The organism is Pantoea sp. MBLJ3 (assembly GCF_000816655.1).
GTDB lineage: Bacteria > Pseudomonadota > Gammaproteobacteria > Enterobacterales > Enterobacteriaceae > Pantoea > Pantoea eucalypti.
Genome location: NZ_JSUT01000005.1, coordinates 666,841 through 691,162 on the forward strand (window position 1 = coordinate 666,841; position 24,322 = coordinate 691,162).

A 24,322-nucleotide genomic window follows, 5' to 3' on the forward strand; every position below is an offset into this window, starting at 1 on the left:
ATTCATTCCAGCATTTCAGCCGCTGTTGCGCATTAACAACACCGTTCTGTAAGCCAGCCCACAAACCATTCACCTGGCACGCACCCTTATTGCGCAGCCCTGCGCCATCACTGTGCTGAAAAAATAAACAGCGACCCGCTTCTGACACCATAAGAATTCGATCTTGTATCCCAGCCCGTATTCCACCTCGCATCCCTGACCCAGCCCCTTGAGTTCGCGGCTATCTGGCACGCTTCATGCACTAGATCATGGGTACACTTTTGGCGAGGTAACCCATGTTTGACTCCTTATTAGACGACGATGCCACGACGATGGTCGCTCTGATCCGCAACGGGGAAGTATCAGCCTGCGAACTGACCGCTGCGGCGCTGGCGAGGATGGAACAGCGTGAACCGACGGTGCAGGCCTTTTGCACCCCGACACCCGAGCTTGCGATGGCACAGGCTAAAGCCATAGATGACCGACGTGCGCGGGGAGAAACACTGGGCGCGCTGGCAGGCGTGCCGCTGGCGGTAAAAGATCTCATCTGCACCGCAAACGTCCGCACTACCTCCGGTTCAGCAGCATACAAAGAGTTCGTACCGGAAGATGACGACATCACGGTGGAACGGCTACTGGCCGCCGACGCCATTCTGCTGGGTAAAACCACCGCGCCGGAGTTTGGCTACAGCGGCGTCGGGCACAATCCGCTGTTTCCGTCGCCGCGCAATCCCTGGAATCTGGCGATGACGCCGGGCGGTTCCAGCGCGGGTTCCGGGGCGGCGGTGGCGGCACGCCTTTGCCCGATTGCACTGGGCAGCGATGGCGGCGGATCGGTTCGCATTCCGGCAGCGCACTGCGGCATTTTTGGCTTCAAGGCGTCGATGGGGCGGGTGCCGTTATGGCCTGGCTGTCGTGATGAACGCTATCCCGGCGTGTCGAGTTGGGAGTCGCTGGAGCATATCGGGCCGATGACGCGCAGCGTGCGCGATGCCGCCCTGATGATGTCACTGATGGCAGGACCGGATATGCGGGACCGCCACTCGATCCCCTGCAGCGACGTTGACTGGCTGGGTGCACCAGAACATCTGCCTGGCAAGTTGCGTATCGCATTCAGCGCAGATTTTGGCTATGTGGCGGTTGACCCGGAAGTCCGCGCTGTTGTCAGCGCGGCGGTAAGGCGATTTGCTGCTGAAATCGGTGCGGAACTGGAGCTGGCCGATCCTGGCTTCCCGGATCCGTCAGCCGCTTTTGGCGCACTGGTGGCGATGGAAAGTGATCTCACCGGCATGCGCCAGATGATGGTGGAGCAGGGCAGCACGATGTCACCGCATCTGGTCGCTATGTTACAGCGCGACTGGCGGGCAGAGAACTTTACCGATGCCATCGCCACCCGCAAAGCGGTCAGCAACAGCCTGTGGCGCTTCATGCAGCGCTTTGATCTGTTGATCACGCCGACACTGGCCGTACCGCCGTTTCCGCTGGGAATGCAGGGACCAGAGATCATTGATAGTCGCATGGTTCGCAACGATCACTGGCTCTCATTCTGCTTCCCGTTCAATTTCACCGGCCAGCCCGCCGCGTCAGTGCCTGCAGGTTTCACCGCCAGCGGCCTGCCGGTCGGTATGCAGATTGTTGGTCGTCATCTTGATGATGCTTTAGTGCTGGCTGCCAGTGCCGCTTTCGAGCGCATTCAGCCGTGGAATCACCTTCAACCCGGAATCGCCCAATGAAAACGTCTGACACACCTGCGCTGGAGCAGGAATTTGAACATGAGCCGGTGCCGCTGACGCATCGTCATTCAACCCGCTCTGTTTCAGCGGTCTGGTTTGGATTCCCGATGATCCTCACCAATGCGCTGTTTGGCGGCATCATTACCTGGCATCTGGGCTTCTGGCCCGCGCTGATCGCCATTCTGCTGGGCAACCTGGTGCTGTTCGCCTATGTCGGCGCGCTGAGCTGGTACGCCGGTAACAGCGGGATGAACTTTGCTTTACAGGCCAGACGCACCTTTGGCAGCAAAGGCTACATCCTGGTCTCGGGTTTTCTCTCGACGGTGGTGATCGGCTGGTATGCCTTCCAGACCGGCCTTACCGGCACGGTGATTAATCAGACCTTCGGCTGGAATGCGCTGGCGGTGACGGCCTTTGCCATGATCCTCTACACCGGCATCACGTTCCTGGGCGTGCGGGCGCTGTCCGTGCTGGGGATGATCGCCGCGCCGCTGTTTGTGGTGCTCGGGATGGTGGCACTGTGGCTGATCAGCAAACAGCACGACTTCTCCGTGGTGACGCAGTGGAAAGGCAGCGCCAGCGCCGCCGGCGCAATGAGCATGGGCACCGCCGTCACCATGGTGGTGGCCGGTTTTGCCGACTCCGGCACCATGACCGCTGACTTTACCCGCTGGTCGAAGAATGGACGCTCAGCGGTCATCGCTGCCTTCTCCGCTTTTCCGGTTGCGAACGTCATCTCGTATCTGTTCGGCGTGGTAATTGTAGCCGTGGGCGCGGCGGTGGATCCGCTGACCAATGGCGGTAACTTCCTGCCGATGCTGATGGGGCACAGTGCCATCCTGTCGGTGGTGGCCTGCCTGTTTGTCTTTATCAATCTGGGATCGGTCTGCACACACTGCCTCTACAACGGCGCAGTGGGTTTCAGTCATCTGTTCAGCAGCAAAATGCGTCTGTGGACGCTGATCCTCGGCGCCATTGGTGGCGCGCTGGCACTGGCGGGCGTCTGGTCTTACTTCCTGGAGTGGCTCAGCCTGCTCGGGATCGTGGTGCCACCATTTGGTGCTGTGATGATTGTGGATTTGATCTTTATGGCGCGCATCAGTGAGCAGCGTCCGGCTCAGCGATTCCGTGGTACAGCGTTTGCCGCCTGGGCAATAGGTAGCCTGTGTGCGGTGATCGCTCATGTGGCTTTCCCGCAGTTCGGTGAAGCAGTGATTGGTCTGGTGACCGCCGCCATCAGCTACAGCGTGATCAGCAAAATGCGCATGCCGCGCCCGGTAATGGAGAACAGCAATGCCCGATTACAGCGTTAATTCAACCCCTTACGCCTGGCCTTTTGACGGCCGTTTCACCCCGGCTGACACGGCGTTAATTGTGATTGATATGCAGACCGACTTCTGTGGCGTCGGCGGCTATGTCGATAGCATGGGCTATGACGTCAGCCTGACCCGCGCACCCATCGCCCCGTTGCAGCAGGTGCTGGCCGCGATGCGCGCCCGGCAGTTTCCGATTATCCATACCCGTGAAGGGCATCGGCCCGACCTCAGCGATTTGCCCGCCAATAAACGGTGGCGTTCGAGACGGATGAATGCCGGCATTGGCGATGTCGGACCGTGCGGCCGCATTCTGGTGCGCGGCGAGCCAGGCTGGGAGATTATTCCGGAGCTGGCCCCGTTGCCGGATGAGGTCGTGATTGATAAGCCAGGTAAGGGGTCATTTTACGCCACCGATCTGGAGCTGATACTGCGCAGTCGTGGCATACGTAATCTGATTCTCACCGGTATAACCACCGATGTCTGCGTTCATACCACGCTACGTGAAGCCAACGATCGCGGTTTCGAGTGTCTGGTGCTGTCTGATTGCTGTGCCGCAACGGAGCGGCGTCATCATGAGGCGGCGCTGAGTATGATCCATATGCAGGGCGGCATCTTTGGCGCGGTTGCCACCTCTGCCGCACTGCTGGACAGCCTGGGCAGTTAGTCTTTCTGGCGGATAACCTGAGCGTACAACTCCGCTCAGGCTATCCCGTCAGGCGATGATACCTGCCTGACTGTCTGGCGCCGCTCTCTTCATCAGCGTCTCAGGTCGGGCACCGCCTGACTGAACAGATCGCTCTGAAGCTGATTACAGCCTGCATCCGCCAGTGCAGACATCTGCCCCTGTGTTTCCACGCCTTCTGCTGTGACCACCAGGCCCATGGGCTGACCCAGCTTCATCATCGATTCAATACTTGCTACTGAATTTTCCGCTACGCCGGGCGGGATAGTCCGACCGCTCGCTTGGGCCATTGAGGTAAATCTGCCGTATCATCGCGCATTTCCTGCCAACTTCGCTGCGATGGTTCATACTCATGGGCGCTAAATGTGTTACGAACGGATAGCCGTGCAGACAACGGTTACTGAGTTTGTCACTTCGCTGACAGCCTGAGGTTGCCAGCTGACTATAAGGGAAAATAATGCCATTGTTATTCGGTGAGTTATCTGGTTTCCCGTCATGGGTGCCTGTTGTATTACTCGTCTCGCTTTCGTTTATCGTGGGCTTCCTGGCCCGGCTTATCCTGCTGGCCTTTATCCGCTACTGGCAGAGTCGCGACAGAAAGCTGTTCAAATCCCTTGAGAAGCACCTTAGCGGGTCCATGTTCTTTTTCGTACCGCTATTAATGATCAATGTCGGGATTAACTACATTAACTTTCACCCTGAGTCGCTTGAGTTAATCACTAACATCATCAACGTCTTTATTATTATGTCATTCTGTTCGGTCCTGATACGGCTGACCAATGTGGCGCAGGATATGCTCTATATCCGCTATGACATTAATATTTCGAATAATCTTCGTGCACGAAAAATTCGTACGCAGATTATCTATGTCAAAAAAGTGGTTATTGTCATCCTGGTACTGTTCTGCATTTCACTGATACTGCTGAGCTTTCCCGGCGTCCGTAAATTCGGCACCACTATTCTGGCCGGTGCAGGTGTTGCCGGTATCATTATTGGTTTCGCCTTACAGAAGTCGCTGGTTAATCTGTTTGCCGGTATTCAGATCGCCTTTACCCAGCCTATCAAAATTGATGACGCGGTGGTGGTGGAAAAAGAGTGGGGCTGGATTGAGGAGATCAACCTGACCTATGTGGTGGTGCGCATCTGGGATTTGCGCCGTCTGGTGCTGCCAATTACTTACTTCACTGAGAATCCGTTTCAGAACTGGACGCGTAATAATGCCCAGATTTTAGGATCGGTATTTCTCTATGTGGATTACTCCATGCCGCTGGAGCCGCTGCGCAGGCAGTTTGAAAAAGTCCTGAGTGAAACCAAACTCTGGGATGGGGAAACGTCTGTACTTCAGGTGACGGATACCACCGAAAAAACCATGACTATCAGGATGCTGATGACTGCCCAGAACTCGCCAATCGCTTTTGATCTGCGCTGTTACGTCAGGGAAAAGATGATTGAGTTTATTCAGCAGAATTACCCGGAAAGCCTGCCACAGGTGAGGGCGTCACTGACGGATAGCGGGGGTGAAAAGTCAGCAAGGGAAATAGCTGAATAGCGGGTTTTGAGGTGCGGAACGGCGTTTACTGTTGCAAACAGGCGTCAACGCGTAAAGCCTTAAACAGGCCATACCGACAGGGGGGCTTGTCGGTGCCGCCCGATGCCAGCGTATCGACCACCCTGGCGCCTGAGTCCGCAGAGGTGACAAAGAGCACGGCCACCATCGCCATGGCAATAAAGGAGAGCAGCGAGCTGAAGGGGAGGTGCTCAGGGAAGTTGAACAGTGCCAGCGTCTGATCGCTCACGATCGTCTGCGGCAGGTCAGTGGCACCCTGCTGCACAATCAGCCAGATTGCGCTGTTGCCGAAAAAAGTCATCCAGCGCAGCGTAGCGACCGTTGCCGTGGTGGTGGCCACCCACAATCTGGCGTTTGGGTACTGACCGGCGTGCTGATTGCGTCGCTGAACTTTGCCACCAAAGTGGCCTGCTTTATGGCGGTCTCCTCGGTGCTGAAGGGCGAGACACGCACCTATACCGTAACCGGGCAGGTCTTCTTTGCCTCGGCTGACCGGTTTATCCATCACTTCGATTTCCACGAGGCGCTGGATCGCGTGGTCATCGACGTGTCGCTCGCCCATTTCTGGGACATCACGTCGGTCAGCGTGCTGAACCGCATCGTGATTAAGTTCCGCCGCAAAGGTGCCGACGTGGACGTCAGAGGCATGAACGGGGCGATCCGCACTCTCGTTGACCGCTTTGGTGTGCATGACAAACCCGAAGAAGTTGAAAAGCTGATGGGCAGCCGCTAAACCGGATGTGCCGCTAGCCCTGATGCACGTGCTGGAAAAAAGATCCTCCCGCAGGTTCCGGACTGAATGAAAAAGCAGGCCTGTTAATGATTTTTCATTTGCATAATCGGCTGCTTACAAAATTAAGTAACGCGTTGACCTCGTATTCTTATTCTGGAAAACAAGAAGGCTGAAATGCCCTTTTTCCCCTGTCCTTCCGGTAATACCTTTCCAGGTAAAAACACAAAGCTTAATAAAACCTTAAGATCTGAAGGCTATTTCTCTCTATTTATTCAGTTAACATGCTATTCCGTCTCATGTCTTTTAATTTGTACAATAAAATCAGAAGCCTGCGGAATAGGTTATCGCTTTTTTTCAGCAGAGCCTTTCAGGTTAGAGTCTGAATGATAACCTGGTGAATTATCAGGGTCTTAATTTACACGGCCAGATACAAATATTAAGGGAGGTGATCTGCATCAATAAATATCATTATTTAAGGGCGGGTGATGAAAGTGGCTCTAATAAATATCGTCGCTATGCCGATATGTAACGTAACCCTGAGGAAATGTCAGTCTCAGGTACTTTTCAACACCAGGATTATTAAAATGAATATTATAAAAAAAGTGTCAAAATTCAATATAGGCAGGAAACTTACTCTGGGGTTTTTGCTGGTTATACTGGCGTCACTGGCTATATCAGTCCTTGCTGCCCTCTGTTTTTTAAAAATCCAGGATAACTCGGAAAAGCGCGACGTCACGGTACAAATGGTTGATGCACTGGCGAAAGCGAGGCTGAACCGCACGCTATTTCAGTACACCCGCGACACTAAATTCATCGAACTCAACGGTGAGGCGATGAATCAGTTGTCTGCTTTGTACAAAAATCTTGAGAAATATTCCTGGTCAACAGGCGGTCGTGAAAAGCTTTCTGCGCTCAATACTGCTCTGGCTCAGTATCAGGAAAAGCGTCAGCACTTTCTCGCAAGCAACCACAGTGCAGCCCTTTCTCTGAATGATATTCAGGCTCTCGGACTGACGTCAGTGGCGGAAAAACTGGCTGCCCGACAGGCTTATGTCCCGGCAGACCTTACTGCACCCCTGCTGGCTCTCAGCCTCAAAACTGAACAGGCTGCATTTTATGTTCAGGCGTTCATGCATGGGCCAGATGCTTCCACACTGAATAAGTTTAACGAAATCAAAGACGGTTTTTCACCACTCGTCAGTCAGCTTAGTGGTCTCGCTGACACCTCACTCGGTGCGCTTCTGGCCGATGTGGCGCAAAAAACCACCTCAGGCACCACGCTGTTAAATAATTATCTCCAGTCAGTGCAGGTCGAAAAACGCGCCTCAGATGAAATGACCGCAGCTGCGGGAAAACTGAATCAGTCAATCACTGACCTGGCGTTCTTTCAGTCTGAACAGGCTCAGAAATACATGCATACCGCACTGTGGCAGATTGGTTTTGCCACCCTTGTCTGTATCACTCTCAGTCTCCTGATTGCCTGGAGAATGACCCGCAGCATCACCGTTCCGCTGAGAGAGACGCTTTCTTCGGCACAGCGTATCGCTGAAGGTGACCTGACCGCCGAAATAACCAGTTCCCGTACTGATGAGCTTGGCGAACTGATGACTGCCATGGGTGCCATGAACCAGAGCCTGCGTAACATCATCTCCCGGGTCCGGGATGGGGTGAATAACGTCGCCCGCGCCTCGTCTGAGATTGCAGCAGGAAATACCGACCTCTCATCGCGCACAGAACAGCAGTCGGCTGCCGTGGTTGAGACGGCTGCCAGCATGGAGGAATTAACCTCCACCGTTAAGTTGAATGCGGAGAACGCCCATCACGCCAGTCAGCTGGCCACGGAGGCATCGCACAATGCCAGCTGCGGCGGGGAAATCATCAGTGAGGTGATAACCACAATGGGCGGAATAAGTCAGAGCTCAGGCAAAATCGGCGAAATCATCACCGTTATTAACGGTATCGCTTTCCAGACGAATATTCTGGCGTTGAATGCGGCAGTAGAGGCCGCGCGCGCAGGTGAGCAGGGCCGGGGCTTTGCCGTTGTGGCAGGCGAAGTGCGCAATCTTGCACAGCGCAGTTCACTGGCCGCAAAAGAGATAGAAGTGCTGATTCGGGAATCACTGGACAGAGTGAGTAACGGTACTGAGCTGGTAAACCGCGCCGGCGTGACAATGGAGGGTATCGTCAGGTCCGTGACGCAGGTAAGGGACATCATGGGTGAAATTGCCGCTGCATCAGACGAACAGAATCGCGGCATTACCCAGATTGCACAGGCCATGACGGAAATGGATAGTACAACCCAGCAAAACGCTGCGCTGGTTGAGGAGTCTTCTGCTGCGGCCAGCAGTCTCGAAGAACAGGCGCTTGAGCTTGAAAAAACCGTTGCCGTTTTCCGTGTGCCGTCTTCTGGGGCGTTTACACCCAGGGCGCAGACCACCAGGCGCAACGTACAACCCTCAGTATCCCTGATGGCGTCGAAAGCAAACTGGGAAACCTTCTGATCATCGTTGTCCTGCATTCTGAGGGGCCGCCCGACGTCGTTTCTGGCATCCGGTGGTCTCCTTTCGGGTTTATGTCATCGGAGGTGGTAAATGTGTGACGATAACGCCGTTAATGCACTGCATGTTCACATTGGTAAGGCGGTGGAGGCTCTTTTTTATGATGGCGAGCCAGTCACCCGTGCAAAAGTCATTGCCCAACTATGTCTGTTGTTAGATGAAGAACCTGACTGCATCCTGCAAAACGAAATAGCAGGCGCAGTCAGCCTGCTCACTTACCCGTTCGCCACAAAATGAGAGTGAACGGGTTGCTACAATCCCTGGCGACAGAATTTTGCGTGCGATGAGAGGTTGATCTGAAGAGGACGTGGTTAACCTCCACACTGCATTAATGATCGGGCGCACCCGATTTACTGTAGCAACAAACATTCAGATTTATTCCTGTGATCCTCAATCTTCATGGCAACGAGGCTCGTTCAGACGAGCATAGGGAAAGGGTACGGCTGACCCGGTGGCTGAACGCATTACCGGCTGTAAGCTGTATCAGTCCGGATAAGCAAGCCTGTGAAATCGCTGACAGATATCAGTAAGTATTTTGATGTATTCAGCGGGTCCGAGGCTGATGCGGCCCATTTTTCACAGTAATTTTATTAATTCAAACAGCCGCTTAAGGGACAGGTTATAACCTGCACGTGATTTTTAGCTTTTTTCCACTCTATGGTGTCCGGCAGTGATATGCCAGCGTTTCTCGCTTTTTCCTCTCATGGTGTCGCGTCATGTACGGGCGTCGCCGGTCGTGCCGCGTCGCCGGATTATCCGGAAAAGGTCAATTATCGTAATGAGTGCAAACTTCGATATCTCTCAAAAAACATAACAATAACTGCTTAGTTTCACCGTCTGACCATAAAGTGTGTTTTAGGATAGCCGATAAAAGAAAGGTATCTTGACATCTCCCTCGGGTAACCTCTCATGACAATTTTAAAGAAACTTACGCTGGTCTTTACCTTTACACTTCTGGCGCTGCTTTTTTTGGGCATTATCAGTATCCGCTCTCTGGGCGGCGCACAGGATCGGTTCGAGTATGTGGCGACCAACTCTCTGCCCAGCATTAACAAAATCAGTGAAATCTCTCAGCTTCGTGAAGAAGCAAGACGGCAGATACTGATGGGTCTTCTGGTTACCGATAAAGCGATATTTGAAAAGCATATGGTCACCGCAAAGGAATATCTGACCAAAACGCGCGAGGCAATGGATTATTATAAATCTCACCTGATTACAGACGATAACGACGGCCAGTTGATAAGCCAGACTATTCAGGATTTCGGCGTCTATCTCGAGAAAGTGAATAAGATGGTGGGCGTTTATCAGACCGGCGGCATTGATGCGGCCAGGGCTATGGTTTCCGATCAGGGAGAGACAGCGGCGGCATCGGTTGTGGTAAGCCAGAATCTGAAGGACATCCTGGCTTATAACTATCAGGTTGCCAACAAATTTGCAGCGGAAAATCATGCCGAGTATCTGCATACGTTATGGCTTCTGAGCAGCATTATTGCAGCCGCGGTGTTAATGACAGCCCTTTCTTCGTACTCTGTCCTGAGCTATATCAGAAAAGGCCTGCAGAATTTACAGAGCACCATGAAAACCATCGAGGAAACCCTGGACCTGACTCTTCGGGTAAATCTCAATAAAAAAGATGAACTGGGCGCAACGGCTGGCAGTTTTAATGCCCTTGTGACTAAGTTTCGGGAGGTTCTGTCAGGCGTCCGGGATGCCAGCAAAGAGGTGGATACGGCGTCAGAGGAAATCGCTCACAGCAATGATGATCTGTCATCACGCTCAGAGTCTCAGGCTTCTTCACTTGAGCAAACCGCAGCCAGTATGAACGAGCTGTCGGCCACCGTGAAACACAATATGGATAACGCGACAGAGGCGAATAACTTCATCGGTAAAGTGCAATCCATCGTCAACCATAGCAACCGTGAGCTGAATGATTTAACAAGTGCCATCAACGATATCTCTGTCTCTTCAAATAAGGTTTCAGAAATTATCTCCATTATTGATGGCATTGCGTTTCAGACCAACATTCTGGCGCTTAACGCTGCAGTGGAAGCCGCCCGTGCCGGGGAGCAGGGCAAGGGGTTTGCCGTGGTCGCCGGCGAGGTCCGCTCATTGTCACAGCGTTCTTCTGTAGCAGCCCAGGATATCCGGGGTCTGATTGAAGAAGCAATCCAGAATGTGGATAAAGGCGTGGTATACGCAGCGAATGTGACGTCGCGAATGAATGAAGCTCTGAGTGTTGTTGATGAAACGACGCAATTGATTAATCAGGTCAATACTTCCTCTAAAGAGCAGAGTTATGGGATCGACCAGGTGAACATTGCGGTCACGCAGATGGAAAGCAATCTGCAGCAGAATGCCGCAATGGTAGAGCAGATGTCTGCCGCTGCGGGCTCACTGAGTCAGCAGGCGGGCAGGCTGCTGACAGAGGTCAGCTCATTTAAGCTCTGAGCCAATCCGGATTCAGCCAACGTTTATTACCGCACAGGCTGAGAACATAGCGTGACTGGCCCTGTTTTACCGGTTTCAATCCCGTGTAGGGCAGGGTGCAGCCTGAGGGTCAAAAAAATTTATTGCCGTCAAGGATGCGGGCTAAATGCGCTCAGAACGGAAGGCTCGCTTTGAGAATTATATCGACGCACGCAGCGGGCGATAATTTTGCGGTATCCAGCTGCAGATGATCCCTTCTCCAGGGTTCATAATCACGATCCATGACGGCCTGCCAGTCAGGCACTTTTAAGCCAGGAATTTCTGAGATTCTGTTCTCTACACGAGCCCGATGCTGTTCCGGATCCGAACAAAGGATTTCGATTTCCAGAAAGGGAACACCTGATGATAGTGCGATATCACGAAAACTATCTCGCACCAGATTAAGATCATTTACTGAGTCAGTGACAACAGGTAGTCCCAGTCTGAGATTCTCCCGCGCAAGCGCATAGAGGATGAAATAGCCTTCAGGGCCCATCTCTCTGAACGCTGCTGATTCATTACGCAGTACCTGTTCGATCGTATCGACGCGTAAATACACCGCTTTTAATTTTTCAGATAACATTTTAGCGACCGTGCTTTTTCCACAACCGGGAAGGCCACTGAATATGTACAGCATAACGACTCCTGTTTAAATCCGCGCTCCAGCGTTAAATGCTGACATGTTTGCAGAGCATGCTGCGCGCAATTATCCATACACATTACGAATGCGCATCACCCTTTGCCCGCAGCGAACGTGGGTAATTCTGCATAGCTATTTATCTGGCAAGGCTTCAACATTAGCAGAGCGGATTGCCGGGAGGTTTTGGGTAATCTTTTCCACAGGCCAGTCCCACCAGGCCAGCTTCTCGAGTATCGATATGGTCTCATCGTTAAAACGCTGCCTGATAACCCTGGCTGGATTACCCCCCATAATCGAATATGCCGGGACATCCGACGTGACGACAGAACGTGACGAAATGATCGCGCCGTTACCGATTTTAATGCCTGGCATAATCAGCGCCTGATAACCAATCCATACGTCATTGCCAATCACTGTATCGCCTTTATCAGGCAGGTCACTGGCGTGAGGCTGGCTTGCTTCCCATCCGTTTCCGAAGATGTAGAACGGATAAGTGGAGAACCCTGCCATGCTGTGGTTAGCCCCATTCATAATGAACTGAACGCCTTTCGCTATAGCGCAAAATTTTCCAATAATGAGTTTGTCGCCAATAAACGGGAAGTGATAAAGGACATTGCGCTCGAAGTTTTCTGCGCCTTCAGGGTCATCATAATACGTAAAATCACCGATAATGATGTTGGGGTTTTTCACCCTGTTTTTAATAAAACAAACCTGTGGGAAGCCTTCCATTGGATGGGGATTGGCCGGATCCGGTCCGTACATATTCTCTCCTTTACGTGCGGCTTTAGGTCGTTCCAGTGTACACCCTAATGCCCGTTGTCCTTTTCACAGACAGAATGTAATCATGATGAGGGATAGATTCTGACTGTGAAAAACTTCCGTTTCCTGATGTGCTGCTTATTAGAGCCTGAATAAATAATACACAAAATTTTCATTCTCTGTTCATCCCTTTATTATCAATCATAGAGAATCAGAAACGATTTTATTAATGCCGTTTCGCCAGTGTGAAGCGTCACACGACGCCGTTTTCATAACGGCTGGTTTCAGATTTACCACTCAAAAATAAAATTTTTGCATTTTTGTCAGTTTATGCAGGGGCAAAGAGTTCTGATTTTCAGAATATTATATTTCAATTAAATCAAAGAATTATGCGTTTAAGAATCCTGGCTATATGGAAGGTTTGGTAGGAAAGCGAAACGCTGAGAAACATAACCTTACATTGGTTTTTTTATGTGACGCTCAGAAGGCCAGTAAAAGACGTTAATTTAATCAGATTGCTTAAAATTAACAGTGTAAATTTCGCTCGCCGGGCAAATTATCTATATCGCCATATACTGACAGCATATTCGTTGAACGAATATAACCGTCTTTTATTAACGCTAATTCATAGCGGCAGGGCTGGCACCATACCGGCGTTTTAGCACAGGAGAGAGTAAAATGGATCAAACCGCATTTATGATTGGGTTTTCGGTCATGGCCATTGCGTCACTGATTATTTACGTGACCGGTGATAAGAAATATCCCTTTGGTCACCATACACTCGTGCACGCGTCAGTGCCGTTTATTGCCGCCACAGCCTATCTGGCCATGGCGTTTGGGTTTGGCAATCTCACGCTGGACAGTGGCACGATAGTGTACCTGGCGCGTTACGCTGACTGGTCCATCACCACGCCTCTCTTACTGGCCGGGTTGGTCATGCTGGCTTTCCATGAACAGGGTAAACCAGGAGAAATGGGCGGCTTTCTGACTGCCATCATTGTGCTGGATGTGATGATGATTATCACCGGCCTGGTCTCTTCCCTGGCGGAAAATCCTGTCGCGAAATGGGTGTGGTATTCATGGTCGTGTGCGGCATTTCTGGGCGTTGTTTATCTGCTCTGGGGGCCACTGCGCGCACTGGCCGCGACGCGAGGCAACGCGCTGGCAGGTGCCTACAACAAGAATGTAGCCTTGCTGACCCTCGTGTGGTTTATCTATCCGATCGTTTTTCTGGTCGGTCCGGAAGGTCTCAGTGTCATCACTGATGCGACATCTGTTCAGGCATTCCTGATTCTGGATATTATCGCTAAAGTTTTCTACGCCTTCTACGCTGCGGCAAATATGAAAAAAGCGCTCTCTCATACTACGCCTGTTGGTGCTGTGAGGAGATGACAGCCCAGGTGCGGTTCGGCTGGGCAGGACTCTGGGGGGCAGCGCTCGCTGCCTCTTTCAGCCCCCCTGCGGGGCAAGTGCTGTTTGCGACCCTGGCCATTGGCGTTATCGGCATGGCACACGGTGCCAGCGATCTTGACGTCGTTAAACGCGAGCGTCAGTTCCCGTTTCTTGCCGCCTATGGACTGGTCATCTTGATCTGTCTGTTCTGGTGGCACGGTGCTCCGGCGCTGGCGTTGCCCGTTTTTCTTCTGGCATCTGCCCTGCATTTTGCGCTTGAAGACGCCCCTGATGGACGCAGCCCCGAACGTCTGGCGCGGGGGATAAGTATGATAGCGGCCCCAGCGACACTGCATCTGCAGGCATTTAGCGCAATTCTGCATGAGGCGGCCCCAGGATTTTCAATGCCGGACGCTCTTGCTGTGGGCATTGCCATTACAGGGGGACTCTGTGCGTCAGGGCTTATTTTTGCGGGTTTCGTTCGTCAGGACAGGCGTCTTCTGACGGGTACACTGGCGTTGTTACTGCTTCCACCTTTCGTCGGTTTTTCAATGGGATTCTTAATTTTACATGCGCTGCCGCAAACCCGACAGCGGCGCGATCAGCTGAAGTGCACCAGCTATCTCCGCTACCTGCAAGCCACCTGGCCGGTACTGACGGCGGCTCTTCTGCTGGCTGCGGGAACCATTGTGGTGATGCATCCTGTGGACAACGCGGGAATTCAGCCATTGTTTGCTGTACTGGCCGCACTGGCAATCCCGCATATGCTCATTACGCCCTGGTTTGAATCACGGCAACCGGCGTGAAACCGTCCCGCTAATAGGGTAGACGCCCCTACATTCACCACTCCTTCACTCCCCCGTCACCGTTCTGTCATCTGCTTCCCTCAGGCTAACACCATCCCGCAGCGTCTTATCACTGCGTTCCCACTCTGTAACCCGTGAGGATTTCATCGTGATGGAGTTATCCAGACATCCGACCACTGTTTATCAGGCTGTTGCCGCACAACTGGAGCAGGCGCTGAAAGAGCGCTACCGCTGCGGCGACTATCTTCCTTCCGAGCAGCAGCTGGCCGATCACTACGAGGTCAACCGCCACACGCTGCGCCGGGCTGTCGATGAGCTGGTGCACAAAGGGCTGCTGCAGCGCCGTCACGGTGTTGGCATCCTGGTACTGATGCGTCCTTATGACTATCCGCTACATGCCCAGGCGCGCTTCAGTCAGAACCTGATGGAGCAGGGGAGTCACCCGACCAGCGAACGGCTGCTGGCGGTACTGCGTCCGGCCAGCAACGACGTCGCCAATGCGCTGGGCGTGAAAGAGGGCGACAACGTCATTCATCTGCGCACCCTGCGCCGCGCCAATGGCGTGCCGCTCTGCCTGATTAATCATTTCCTCGCCGACCTCAGCTGGTGGCCGCAGCTTCAGCAATTTAACAGCGGCTCGTTGCACGACTTCTTAGTGGAACACACCGGCAAACAGCTGGTGCGCACTCAGACGCGTATCAGCACCCGCCGGGCGCAGGCCAAAGAGTGCCGGCAGCTCGACATCGCCCTGCATGCGCCGCTGCTCTGCGTGCGAACGCTCAACAAAACCAGTGATGGCGCAGTGGCGGAATACTCCGTCAGCCTGACGCGCGGCGACATGATCGAACTGACTCTGGAGCACTAATGGAACAGCAAACAGATCGCCAGCGCTGGCTGTCGGTGCTGGCACACAGCAGCGCCGCGTTACTTGAAGCGCACTGGCAGGCGCTTAACCTCCAGCCAGCATTCACGCTGGTCCGTCCGGCAGAGATCGGGCTGACGCGACTCCAGGCGCGGATGGGCGCTACCGGCAAACGCTTTGTGATGGGCGACGCCACGGTAACACGCGCGGTCGTGCAACTGGGCGATGGCACGCTGGGTTACAGCTATCTGCTGGGGCGCGACAAAGCCCACGCTGAACGCTGCGCCCTGCTGGACGCGCTGTTGCAGCAGCCGGAAACACGGCAGTTGCTGGAAGAGAAGATTATCACCCCGCTGGCGGCGTGGCGCGAGGAGCAGCGACAGCTGCGCGCCCGTGAAATCGCCAGCAGCAAAGTAGATTTCTTTACGCTGGTTCGCGGAGATAACTGATGACTTTACTGGCAAGTTTTAACCATCCGGTCGCGGATGCGCAGCGTGCGTTTCGCCGTATTTTGAAAGCGATGAGCGAGCCGGGCGTGATGGTCTCGCTGCCGCTGCAGCAGGGCTGGGGCGCACTGTCACCGGCGGCCACAGCATTGCTGCTGACGCTGGTCGATCAGGAAAGTCCGGTCTGGCTGGATGCGCAAATCGACAATGAACAGCTGCGTAACAATCTGCGCTTCCATACCGGTGCACCCATTACTTCGCAGCAGGACGCACCGTTCGCCCTGAGCCATGCAACAGCACAGCCCGATCCGACTCAGTTCGCGGCGGGTGACAATATGTCGCCGGAGAAAAGCACCACGCTGATTATCGAAGTGCCGTCGCTGAATGGCGGACTAACGCTGCGTCTCTCCGGCCCTGGCCTGCGGGAAACCCGTGCTATTGCACCACAGCTGCCGGAAAGCGTGCTGGAATATCTGCTCACCCGTCCGCATCCGTTCCCGCAGGGCGTGGATCTGATCTTCACCTGTGGCGAAGCGATCATGGCCGTGCCGCGCACCACCGTTGTGGAGGTGTGCTGATGTATGTCGCGGTGAAAGGGGGCGAAAAAGCCATCTCTAATGCCCATCAGTTACAGGCCGATCTGCGACGGGGCGATCGGGCAGTAGCGGAACTCGGCTGCGATCAGGTGGCCCAGCAGCTGGGGCTGGCGGTGGATCGGGTAATGACCGAAGGCGGCATATACGATCCTGAACTGGCGGCGCTGGCGATTAAGCAGGCCAGTGGCGATCTGGTCGAGGCGATTTTTCTGCTGCGTGCCTATCGCACCACGCTGCCACGTCTGGCAGAGAGCACGCCACTGGCGACCGGTTCGATGCGCATCGAACGCCGCATCTCGGCGGTCTATAAAGACCTGCCGGGCGGCCAGGTGCTGGGGCCAACCTATGACTACAGCCACCGTCTGCTCGACTTCACCCTGCTGGCAAACGGTGAAACGCCTGCCGCGCCGCGTGACGACCGTTCGGTGCCGGATCAGTGTCCGCACATGTTCAGCATGATGAGTGAGGAAGGGCTGGCCACCGCCGAGAGGGATGACGGCAGCGAGCCGGTTGATATCACCCGCGAGCCAATGCGCTTTCCTGCTTCGCGCGCTGCACGGCTGCAACAGCTGGTGCGCGGCGATGAAGGTTTTCTGCTGGCGCTGGGCTATTCGACCCAGCGCGGCTATGGCCGTACCCATCCCTTTGCCGGCGAGATCCGCACCGGCTATCTCAGCGTCAGCATCTGTCCCGAAGAGCTGGGCTTTGAGCTGGAGATTGGGGAAGTGCTGCTGACCGAATGTGAAATGGTCAACGGCGTCGCCCACAGTGATGACGCCGCGCCGCAGTTTACCCGTGGCTACGGGCTGGTGTTTGGCCGTGCCGAACGCAAGGCGATGGCGATGGCGCTGGTGGATCGGGCGCTGCAAAGCCGCGAGCAGAATGAGCGCGTGACCAGCCCGGCGCAGGACGAAGAGTTTGTGCTGTCGCACGCCGACAACGTCGAAGCCGCGGGCTTTGTCTCGCATCTCAAGCTGCCGCACTACGTCGATTTCCAGGCAGAACTGGAACTGCTGAAACAGCTGCAGCACGATTATCAGGAGCGCAACCATGGCTGAACTCACCGGCTATAACAATGGCTATCTCGATGAGCAGACCAAACGCACCATCCGTCGCGCCATCCTGAAAGCGGTGGCGATCCCCGGCTATCAGGTGCCGTTCGCCGGACGCGAGATGCCAATGCCTTACGGCTGGGGTACAGGCGGCATCCAGATTACCGCCAGCGTGATTGGCGATCAGGATGTGCTGAAGGTGATCGATCAGGGCGCTGATGACACCACCAATGCGGTGTCAATACGTCAGTTCTTTAAGCGGGTCAGCGGGGCCGCAACCACCGAACGCACCGCCGATGCCACCCTGATCCAGACCCGGCACCGCATCCCGGAAACGCCGCTGGAGGAAGACCAGATCCTGATATTCCAGGTGCCGATTCCTGAGCCGCTGCGTTTTATCGAACCGCGCGAAACCGAGACCCGCACCATGCATGCGCTGGAGGAGTACGGCATCATGCAGGTGAAGCTGTATGAAGATATCGCCCGCTACGGCCATATCGCCACGACCTACGCCTATCCGGTCCGGGTTAACGATCGCTACGTGATGGATCCGTCGCCCATTCCCAAATTCGACAACCCGAAGATGCACATGATGCCTGCGCTGCAGCTGTTTGGGGCCGGGCGTGAAAAGCGCATCTACGCCTTGCCGCCTTATACCCGCGTGGAGAGCCTGGACTTCGACGATCACCCGTTCACCGTTCAGCAGTGGGATGAACCCTGCGCGCTGTGCGGATCGCGCCACAGCTACCTCGATGAGGTGGTGATGGACGACCAGGGAACGCGGATGTTTGTCTGCTCCGACACCGACTTTTGCCATCAGCAGCAGGAACAGCAACATGCACAGTGAACAGCCGCTGCTTGCGGTGAACCAGCTCACCCATCTTTATGCGCCGGGCAAAGGGTTTGAGCAGGTCAGTTTTGATCTCTGGCCTGGCGAAGTACTGGGGATTGTCGGCGAGTCCGGCTCCGGTAAAACCACGCTGCTGCAGAGCCTGTCGGCCCGTCTGACGCCGCAGCAGGGCAGCATTCACTATCAGAACCGCGACCTCTATGAGATGAGTGAAAGCGACCGCCGTCACCTGCTGCGCACTGAGTGGGGCGTGGTGCATCAGCATCCGATGGACGGGCTGCGTGCGCAGGTCAGCGCGGGCGGTAACATTGGTGAACGACTGATGGCGACCGGTCAGCGCCACTATGGCGACATCCGCGCCGAGGCGAGCCGATGGCTTCAGGCGGTGGAGATTGATGCCGGGCGCATCGACGATCTGCCGACCACCTTTTCCGGCGGGATGCAGCAGCGTCTGCAGATTGCCCGCAATTTGGTGACGCAGCCGCAACTGATGTTTATGGATGAGCCGACCGGCGGGCTGGATGTCTCGGTGCAGGCGCGACTACTGGATCTGCTGCGCACCCTGGTGCGCGAGCTGAATCTGGCGGTGGTGATTGTCACCCACGATCTCGGGGTGGCGCGACTGCTGGCGCATCGCCTGCTGGTGATGAAACAGGGACGGGTGGTGGAGAGCGGTCTGACTGACCGTGTTCTGGACGATCCTCATCATCCTTACACTCAACTGCTGGTCTCTTCGGTGCTCAATTAAATGACAACGCTCACTCCGCGCCTGCGGGTAGAAAATCTGTGTAAAACCTTTGTGCTGCACAATCAGAACGGCGCGGCGCTGCCGGTGCTGCACAACGCCAGCCTGACGGTGGGCGAGGGCGAATGCGTGGTGCTGCACGGTCATTCCGGCAGTGGCAAATCCACGCTGCTGCGCGCGCTTTACGGCAACTATCAGCCCGACAGCGGTCATATCCGGGTTGCACATCAGGGTGAATGGATCGACATGGCGCAGGCATCAGCGCGCCAGATTATCGCCCTGCGTCGCGACACGCTGGGCTGGGTCAGCCAGTTTCTGCGGGTGATCCCACGCGTGCCGACACTGGAGATTGTGATGCAGCCGCTGCTGGAGCGCGGCGTCGATCGCGAATTCTGCGAAGCGCGGGCCGCCGAACTGCTCAGCCGGCTGAATGTGCCGCAGCGTCTCTGGTCGCTCGCCCCGTCTACCTTTTCTGGCGGTGAGCAGCAGCGCGTGAATATCGCACGCGGCTTTATCGCCGATTATCCGGTGCTGCTGCTGGATGAACCCACTGCCTCGCTCGACAACGTCAACAGTGAGGCGGTGGTGAGCTTAATTGAACAGGCGCGCGCACGTGGTGCTGCCATCGTCGGTATTTTTCACGATCGGGCGGTGCGCGAGCGGGTCGCCGACCGGCTGCACCTGATGCACCCGATCGACACAGGAGTGCAGGCATGATCATCAATAACGTCAGACTGGTGCTGGAAAACGAAGTGGTCAGCGGGTCACTGGAGTTCCGCGATGAGCGCATCAGCAGCTTCAGCGAAACCACCAGCCAGCAGCCCGGTGCGCTGGATGGTGAAGGTGCCTGGCTGCTGCCAGGTCTGGTGGAACTGCACACCGATAACCTCGACAAGTTTTTCACCCCGCGCCCGAAAGTGGACTGGCCCGCACACTCGGCGATGAGCAGCCACGATGCGCTGATGGTTTCCAGCGGCATTACCACGGTGCTGGACGCGATCGGCGTGGGCGATGTGCGCGACGGCGGGCACCGGCTGGATAACCTCAGCAAGATGATCGACGCCATCCGCGACAGCAACCGCAAGGGACTGAACCGGGCTGAGCATCTGCTGCATCTGCGCTGTGAACTGCCGCATCCCACCACTGCGCCGCTGTTTGAAGCGCTGATGGGCACGCCTGAGCTGGCGCTGGTGTCGCTGATGGACCATTCGCCGGGCCAGCGTCAGTACGCGTCGCTAACCAAATATCGCGAATATTATCAGGGCAAATATCAGCTTAATGACGCCGAGATGGATCAGTTCGAGCATGACCAGCTCACCCTTGCGGCAGCGTGGTCGCAGCCCAATCGTCAGGCGATTGCGGGACTGTGCCGGGAACATGGCATCGCCATTGCCAGCCATGATGACGCCACCGCCGCGCATGTGGAAGAGTCCCATGCGGCAGGCAGCCGCATTGCGGAGTTTCCGACCACGCTGGAGGCTGCACGTGCCTCACGCTATCGCAACATGCAGGTGCTGATGGGTGCGCCCAACATCGTGCGCGGCGGCTCGCACTCCGGCAACGTCGCAGCCTGGGAACTGGCGTCACACGGCCTGCTGAACATTCTGTCGTCCGATTACTACCCGGCCAGCCTGCTGGATGCCGCGTTCCGGCTGGCGTATGACGAGCGCAACAGCCTGGGCATGGCGCAGGCCATCGCGCTGGTGACCTGTAATCCGGCCCGCGCATTAGGATTGGAGGACCGCGGTGTCATCGCGGAAGGTTGCCGCGCCGACCTGGTGCTGGCGCACACCGCACACGGCTACCCGCACGTGCGGCACGTCTGGAGCAAAGGCCGGCAGGTGTACTGATGGCGCGGCTGATCTGGCTCACCGGTCCCTCCGGCTCCGGCAAGGATAGCCTGCTGGATGCGCTGCGGGAGGCACCGCCGCCAAAACTGTTGATCGCCCATCGCTACATCACCCGCGCCGCCGATGCGGGCGGTGAAAACCATGTGGCACTCACCGAGGCGGAGTTTGCCCGCCGCGCCGCGCTCGGTCTGTTTGCCGTGAGCTGGGAAGCGCACGGTTTCCGCTACGGCATTGGCTGTGAGACAGAACAGTGGCTGCTGCGTGGACAGAATGTGGTGGTGAACGGGTCGCGGCTGCATCTGGCTCAGGCACAGGCCCGCTTTGGCTCACAGCTGCTGCCGGTCTGTCTGCAGGTGTCGCCCGCTGTGCTGGCGGCGCGGCTGCGTCAGCGTGGACGGGAAGATGAGGCGGAGATTGCCCGGCGGCTGGCGCGTGCTGCCCAGCCGCAGCCCGACTGCTGTCTGATCCTCAACAACGACGGCGCGCTGGCGGAAACCGTCTGCCAGCTTCGCCAGATACTGGAGGCGCATCAATGACATCGACTTTTCCGGCACGGGCAGTAAGCGCCCGGCAGCGATATACGCGACCAGGAGCGCATCCATGAAACTCACTTTTCTTGGCACTGGCGGTGTGACTGCCGCGCCGCTGCCGGGCTGCGACTGTCACGCCTGTCAGCGGGCGCAGCGTAACAGCACTCATGCACGGGCGCCCTGCAGTGCGCTGATTGAGTTTGGCCACGAACGCATCCTGCTGGATGCCGGTCTGCCGCTGCTGGCATCACGCTTTCCGCCTGGCTCGCTGACCCGCATTCTGTTGACGCATTATCACATGGATCATGTTCAGGGCCTGTTTGCGCTGCGCTGGGGCGTGGGCGCGCCGATTCCGGTCTGGGGACCGCCCGATCCGCGTGGCTGTGACGATCTCTACAAACACCCTGGCCTGCTGGATTTCCGTCCCGCTTTAACCCCTTTTGTGGCGCATGCCTTTGGCGAGCTGCAGGTTACGCCGCTGCCGCTGCAGCATTCAAAGCTGACGCACGGTTATCTGTTTGACTGGCATGACACCCGGCTCGCCTGGCTGTGTGATACCTGCGGACTGCCGCCCGACACCGCCGACTTCCTGCGCGGCCAGCCGCTGGATCAACTGGTGATTGACTGCAACGATCCACCCCGTGCAGAGCCTCGAAATCACAATGATCTGACCCAGGCGCTGGCGATAGCAGAGAGGCTCAAGCCGCGTCAGACCTGGCTCACTCACCTCAGTCATGAGATGGATAACTGGTTAGCCGAAAACCCGTTGCCAGAAGGCGTGCTGCCAGCCCGTGACGGCCAGACTTTGCTGTGCGGCGCGCACTGGCCTGTCACGGTTTGATCATCTGGCTGTCATCTCGTGTTCATCGCGTCACGCCTTAATAACCGGCAGAACGCAATCAGCGATGACGGAGAACACCATGGCACAGGCACTTCTGAAAACGGTGGTCGACAACGATCTGCCACCGGCCAGCCTCAGCGGACAAAAAGTGTTGTCGGTGCAGAAACTGAGCAAAGCCTACGGCGACACGCAGGTGCTGGATCAGGTCAGTTTTGACCTGCACGCCGGTGAGCTGGTGGCGGTAATTGGCCGTTCTGGCGCGGGTAAATCGACACTGCTGCACATGCTCAACGGCACAATTAACGCGACGTCCGGTGCGATTATCAGTCTTCATCAGGGCGAAGCAGATCGTAACGTGGTCACGCTTAACAGCCGCCAGCTGCGCGAATGGCGCAGTCAGTGCGGCATGATCTTTCAGGATTTCTGTCTGGTGCCGCGCCTCGACGTGCTGACCAACGTGCTGCTGGGCCGCCTGAGCCAGACCAGCACGCTGAAATCCTTCTTCAAAATCTTTTCTGACCAGGACCGGGCGCACGCCATCGAACTGCTGCAGTGGATGAACATGCTGCCGCAGGCGCTGCAGCGGGCCGAAAATCTCTCAGGCGGACAGATGCAGCGCGTGGCGATCTGCCGCGCCCTGATGCAGAACCCCAAAATCCTGCTGGCTGATGAGCCGGTGGCCTCACTCGACCCTAAAAATACCAAACGCATTATGGATGTGCTGCGCCAGGTCAGCGAGCAGGGCATCAGCGTGATGGTCAACCTGCACTCGATTGAGCTGGTCAAAAGCTACTGCACCCGGGTTATTGGCATTCAGCGCGGTGTCGTGCTGTTTGATGGCCATCCTTCCCGACTCACCGACAGCCTGTTGCACCAGCTGTACGGCGATGAACTTAACCAAATCCATTAACGTCCACAGCAAGAGAATAATTCCGAATGAAACTGACTTCTTTAGCACTTCTGACCAGTGTCATGGCGTTTGGTGTCAGCGCAGCGGATGCGCCGAAACAGCTTAATCTGGGGATTCTGGGCGGGCAGAACGCCACCCAGCAGATTGGCGATAATCAGTGTGTAAAAACCTTCTTCGATAAAGAGCTGGGTGTGGATACCCAGATGCGCAACGCCTCTGACTATTCCGGCGTGATTCAGGGCCTGCTGGGCGGCAAGATCGATATGGTGCTGAGCATGTCACCGGCTTCGTTTGCGTCGGTCTACATTCAGGACCCGAAAGCGGTGGATGTGGTGGGTATTGTCGTCGATGACAAAGATCAGTCACGTGGCTACCACTCTGTCGTCATCGTTAAAGCGGACAGCCCGTATAAAAAGCTGGAAGACCTGAAAGGCAAATCATTCGGTATGGCCGATCCCGATTCGACGTCCGGCTTCCTGATGCCAAACCAGGCGTTTAAGAAGATGTTCGGCGGCACGGTGGATGACAAATATAACAACTTCTTCTCCAGCGTCACTTTCTCTGGCGGTCATGAGCAGGACATCCTGGGCGTGCTGAATAACCAGTTTGATGGCGCAGTCACCTGGACGTCCCTGGTCGGTGACTACAACAGCGGTTACACCTCTGGCGCCTTTGGCCGATTGATCCGCATGGACCATCCGGACCTGATGAAGCAGATCCGCATCATCTGGCAGTCGCCGCTGATCCCTAACGGCCCGGTGCTGGTCAGCAACAAGCTGCCCGCTGACTTCAAAGCGAAAGTGGTGTCGGCGATTAAAAAACTGGATAAGGACGATCACGCCTGCTTCGTAAAAGCCGTGGGTGGTGAACAGCATATCGGTGAGGCGACGGTCGCTGACTATAAAAACATCATCGATATGAAGCGTGACCTGATGAAAGGCAGCCGCGGCTAAGGCCGACGGTGCCCTGACTTTCCCCGTCGAGGCGGGGAGAGCGGGACGCGGCAACC

At 55.9% G+C, this 24,322-nt stretch carries 23 protein-coding genes and 3 pseudogenes; 22 read left to right on the plus strand and 4 right to left on the minus strand.

The features are described from left to right. Positions 1 to 275 precede the first annotated feature (275 nt). Genes NP77_RS09440 through NP77_RS09450 form a run of 3 tightly spaced genes read left to right on the plus strand, consistent with a single transcriptional unit; the run spans position 276 to position 3,692 of the window. The gene (locus NP77_RS09440; protein WP_039659913.1) at positions 276 to 1,712 is read left to right on the plus strand and encodes an amidase; all 1,437 of its coding nucleotides are present in this window, start codon (positions 276 to 278) and stop codon (positions 1,710 to 1,712) included. Further along, positions 1,709 to 3,025, plus strand: coding sequence for a cytosine permease (locus NP77_RS09445; protein ID WP_008926915.1), 1,317 nt, complete (start codon positions 1,709 to 1,711; stop codon positions 3,023 to 3,025). The genes NP77_RS09440 and NP77_RS09445 overlap by 4 nt, the downstream gene beginning before the upstream one ends. Beyond that, the gene (locus NP77_RS09450) at positions 3,006 to 3,692 is read left to right on the plus strand and encodes a cysteine hydrolase family protein (protein WP_039659916.1); all 687 of its coding nucleotides are present in this window, start codon (positions 3,006 to 3,008) and stop codon (positions 3,690 to 3,692) included. The genes NP77_RS09445 and NP77_RS09450 overlap by 20 nt, the downstream gene beginning before the upstream one ends. A 92-nt stretch (positions 3,693 to 3,784) precedes the next feature. On the opposite strand, the pseudogene NP77_RS09455 reads toward NP77_RS09450, so the two are convergent. Then, positions 3,785 to 3,967, minus strand: a pseudogene (locus tag NP77_RS09455) (EAL domain-containing protein); the annotation flags it as partial. Positions 3,968 to 4,167: 200 nt separating this feature from the next. Here NP77_RS09455 and NP77_RS09460 point away from each other — a divergent pair. Then, the gene (locus NP77_RS09460; protein WP_003852412.1) at positions 4,168 to 5,259 is read left to right on the plus strand and encodes a mechanosensitive ion channel family protein; all 1,092 of its coding nucleotides are present in this window, start codon (positions 4,168 to 4,170) and stop codon (positions 5,257 to 5,259) included. 55 nt (positions 5,260 to 5,314) lie between these two features. Here the strand turns inward: NP77_RS09460 and NP77_RS23810 are convergent. After that, positions 5,315 to 5,590 (minus strand): annotated as a pseudogene (locus NP77_RS23810) (BCCT family transporter); the annotation flags it as partial. Here NP77_RS23810 and NP77_RS23815 point away from each other — a divergent pair. From NP77_RS23815 to NP77_RS09485, 4 genes and pseudogenes are all read left to right on the plus strand, one after another. Continuing rightward, a pseudogene (locus tag NP77_RS23815) lies at positions 5,589 to 6,010 on the plus strand (STAS domain-containing protein); the annotation flags it as partial. The pseudogenes NP77_RS23810 and NP77_RS23815 overlap by 2 nt on opposite strands. Positions 6,011 to 6,594: 584 nt before the next feature. Then, positions 6,595 to 8,511 carry a methyl-accepting chemotaxis protein gene (locus tag NP77_RS09475; RefSeq protein WP_039659921.1) on the plus strand — a complete coding sequence of 639 codons (1,917 nt, stop codon included), beginning with the start codon at positions 6,595 to 6,597 and terminating at the stop codon, positions 8,509 to 8,511. A gap of 90 nt (positions 8,512 to 8,601) precedes the next feature. Further along, positions 8,602 to 8,805 (plus strand): hypothetical protein, encoded by a 204-nt coding sequence (locus NP77_RS09480; RefSeq protein WP_003852422.1) that lies wholly within the window; start codon positions 8,602 to 8,604, stop codon positions 8,803 to 8,805. A gap of 672 nt (positions 8,806 to 9,477) precedes the next feature. Continuing rightward, complete coding sequence (locus NP77_RS09485) at positions 9,478 to 11,016, plus strand: methyl-accepting chemotaxis protein (protein WP_003852423.1); 1,539 nt, start codon at positions 9,478 to 9,480, stop codon at positions 11,014 to 11,016. Between the two features lie 151 nt (positions 11,017 to 11,167). Here NP77_RS09485 and NP77_RS09490 read toward each other — a convergent pair whose 3' ends face one another. Both NP77_RS09490 and NP77_RS09495 read right to left on the minus strand, forming a co-directional pair. Next, on the minus strand, positions 11,168 to 11,671 hold the full coding sequence (locus NP77_RS09490) for an AAA family ATPase (RefSeq protein WP_039659923.1): 504 nt from the start codon (positions 11,669 to 11,671) through the stop codon (positions 11,168 to 11,170). Between the two features lie 135 nt (positions 11,672 to 11,806). Then, on the minus strand, positions 11,807 to 12,436 hold the full coding sequence (locus tag NP77_RS09495) for a Vat family streptogramin A O-acetyltransferase (protein WP_039659925.1): 630 nt from the start codon (positions 12,434 to 12,436) through the stop codon (positions 11,807 to 11,809). A 675-nt stretch (positions 12,437 to 13,111) separates the two neighbouring features. Between NP77_RS09495 and NP77_RS09500 the strand changes: the two genes are divergently transcribed. From NP77_RS09500 to phnD, 14 genes are all read left to right on the plus strand, one after another. Continuing rightward, positions 13,112 to 13,825 carry a bacteriorhodopsin gene (locus NP77_RS09500; RefSeq protein ID WP_003852428.1) on the plus strand — a complete coding sequence of 238 codons (714 nt, stop codon included), beginning with the start codon at positions 13,112 to 13,114 and terminating at the stop codon, positions 13,823 to 13,825. Then, entirely contained in the window at positions 13,822 to 14,631 is an 810-nt protein-coding gene (locus tag NP77_RS09505; RefSeq protein ID WP_039659927.1) for a Brp/Blh family beta-carotene 15,15'-dioxygenase, read from the plus strand. The genes NP77_RS09500 and NP77_RS09505 overlap by 4 nt, the downstream gene beginning before the upstream one ends. Positions 14,632 to 14,782: 151 nt before the next feature. Continuing rightward, positions 14,783 to 15,496: a phosphonate metabolism transcriptional regulator PhnF gene (gene phnF / locus NP77_RS09510; RefSeq protein WP_003852432.1), complete on the plus strand. Its 714-nt coding sequence runs from the start codon at positions 14,783 to 14,785 to the stop codon at positions 15,494 to 15,496. Further along, on the plus strand, positions 15,496 to 15,942 hold the full coding sequence (gene phnG / locus NP77_RS09515) for a phosphonate C-P lyase system protein PhnG (protein ID WP_039659930.1): 447 nt from the start codon (positions 15,496 to 15,498) through the stop codon (positions 15,940 to 15,942). The genes phnF and phnG overlap by 1 nt, the downstream gene beginning before the upstream one ends. Then, on the plus strand, positions 15,942 to 16,517 hold the full coding sequence (gene phnH / locus NP77_RS09520; RefSeq protein WP_039659931.1) for a phosphonate C-P lyase system protein PhnH: 576 nt from the start codon (positions 15,942 to 15,944) through the stop codon (positions 16,515 to 16,517). The genes phnG and phnH overlap by 1 nt, the downstream gene beginning before the upstream one ends. After that, complete coding sequence (locus tag NP77_RS09525) at positions 16,517 to 17,593, plus strand: carbon-phosphorus lyase complex subunit PhnI (protein WP_003852439.1); 1,077 nt, start codon at positions 16,517 to 16,519, stop codon at positions 17,591 to 17,593. The genes phnH and NP77_RS09525 overlap by 1 nt, the downstream gene beginning before the upstream one ends. After that, positions 17,586 to 18,434, plus strand: coding sequence for an alpha-D-ribose 1-methylphosphonate 5-phosphate C-P-lyase PhnJ (locus NP77_RS09530; RefSeq protein ID WP_008926903.1), 849 nt, complete (start codon positions 17,586 to 17,588; stop codon positions 18,432 to 18,434). The genes NP77_RS09525 and NP77_RS09530 overlap by 8 nt, the downstream gene beginning before the upstream one ends. Continuing rightward, a complete protein-coding gene (gene phnK, locus NP77_RS09535) occupies positions 18,424 to 19,185 on the plus strand; it encodes a phosphonate C-P lyase system protein PhnK (RefSeq protein ID WP_039659934.1) in 762 nt (253 codons plus the stop codon). The genes NP77_RS09530 and phnK overlap by 11 nt, the downstream gene beginning before the upstream one ends. Then, the gene (gene phnL / locus NP77_RS09540; protein WP_003852445.1) at positions 19,186 to 19,899 is read left to right on the plus strand and encodes a phosphonate C-P lyase system protein PhnL; all 714 of its coding nucleotides are present in this window, start codon (positions 19,186 to 19,188) and stop codon (positions 19,897 to 19,899) included. It abuts the gene before it with no gap. Further along, positions 19,896 to 21,032 (plus strand): alpha-D-ribose 1-methylphosphonate 5-triphosphate diphosphatase, encoded by a 1,137-nt coding sequence (gene phnM / locus NP77_RS09545; RefSeq protein WP_039659936.1) that lies wholly within the window; start codon positions 19,896 to 19,898, stop codon positions 21,030 to 21,032. Before phnL ends, phnM begins: the two co-directional genes overlap by 4 nt. Beyond that, entirely contained in the window at positions 21,032 to 21,568 is a 537-nt protein-coding gene (phnN, locus tag NP77_RS09550; RefSeq protein WP_039659938.1) for a ribose 1,5-bisphosphokinase, read from the plus strand. Before phnM ends, phnN begins: the two co-directional genes overlap by 1 nt. Before the next feature lie 64 nt (positions 21,569 to 21,632). Beyond that, entirely contained in the window at positions 21,633 to 22,403 is a 771-nt protein-coding gene (phnP, locus tag NP77_RS09555) for a phosphonate metabolism protein PhnP (RefSeq protein WP_039659940.1), read from the plus strand. 79 nt (positions 22,404 to 22,482) lie between these two features. Next, positions 22,483 to 23,313, plus strand: coding sequence for a phosphonate ABC transporter ATP-binding protein (gene phnC, locus NP77_RS09560; protein ID WP_003852452.1), 831 nt, complete (start codon positions 22,483 to 22,485; stop codon positions 23,311 to 23,313). A 26-nt stretch (positions 23,314 to 23,339) separates the two neighbouring features. Beyond that, positions 23,340 to 24,266: a phosphonate ABC transporter substrate-binding protein gene (phnD, locus tag NP77_RS09565; protein WP_039659942.1), complete on the plus strand. Its 927-nt coding sequence runs from the start codon at positions 23,340 to 23,342 to the stop codon at positions 24,264 to 24,266. The last annotated feature ends 56 nt before the right edge of the window (positions 24,267 to 24,322 follow it).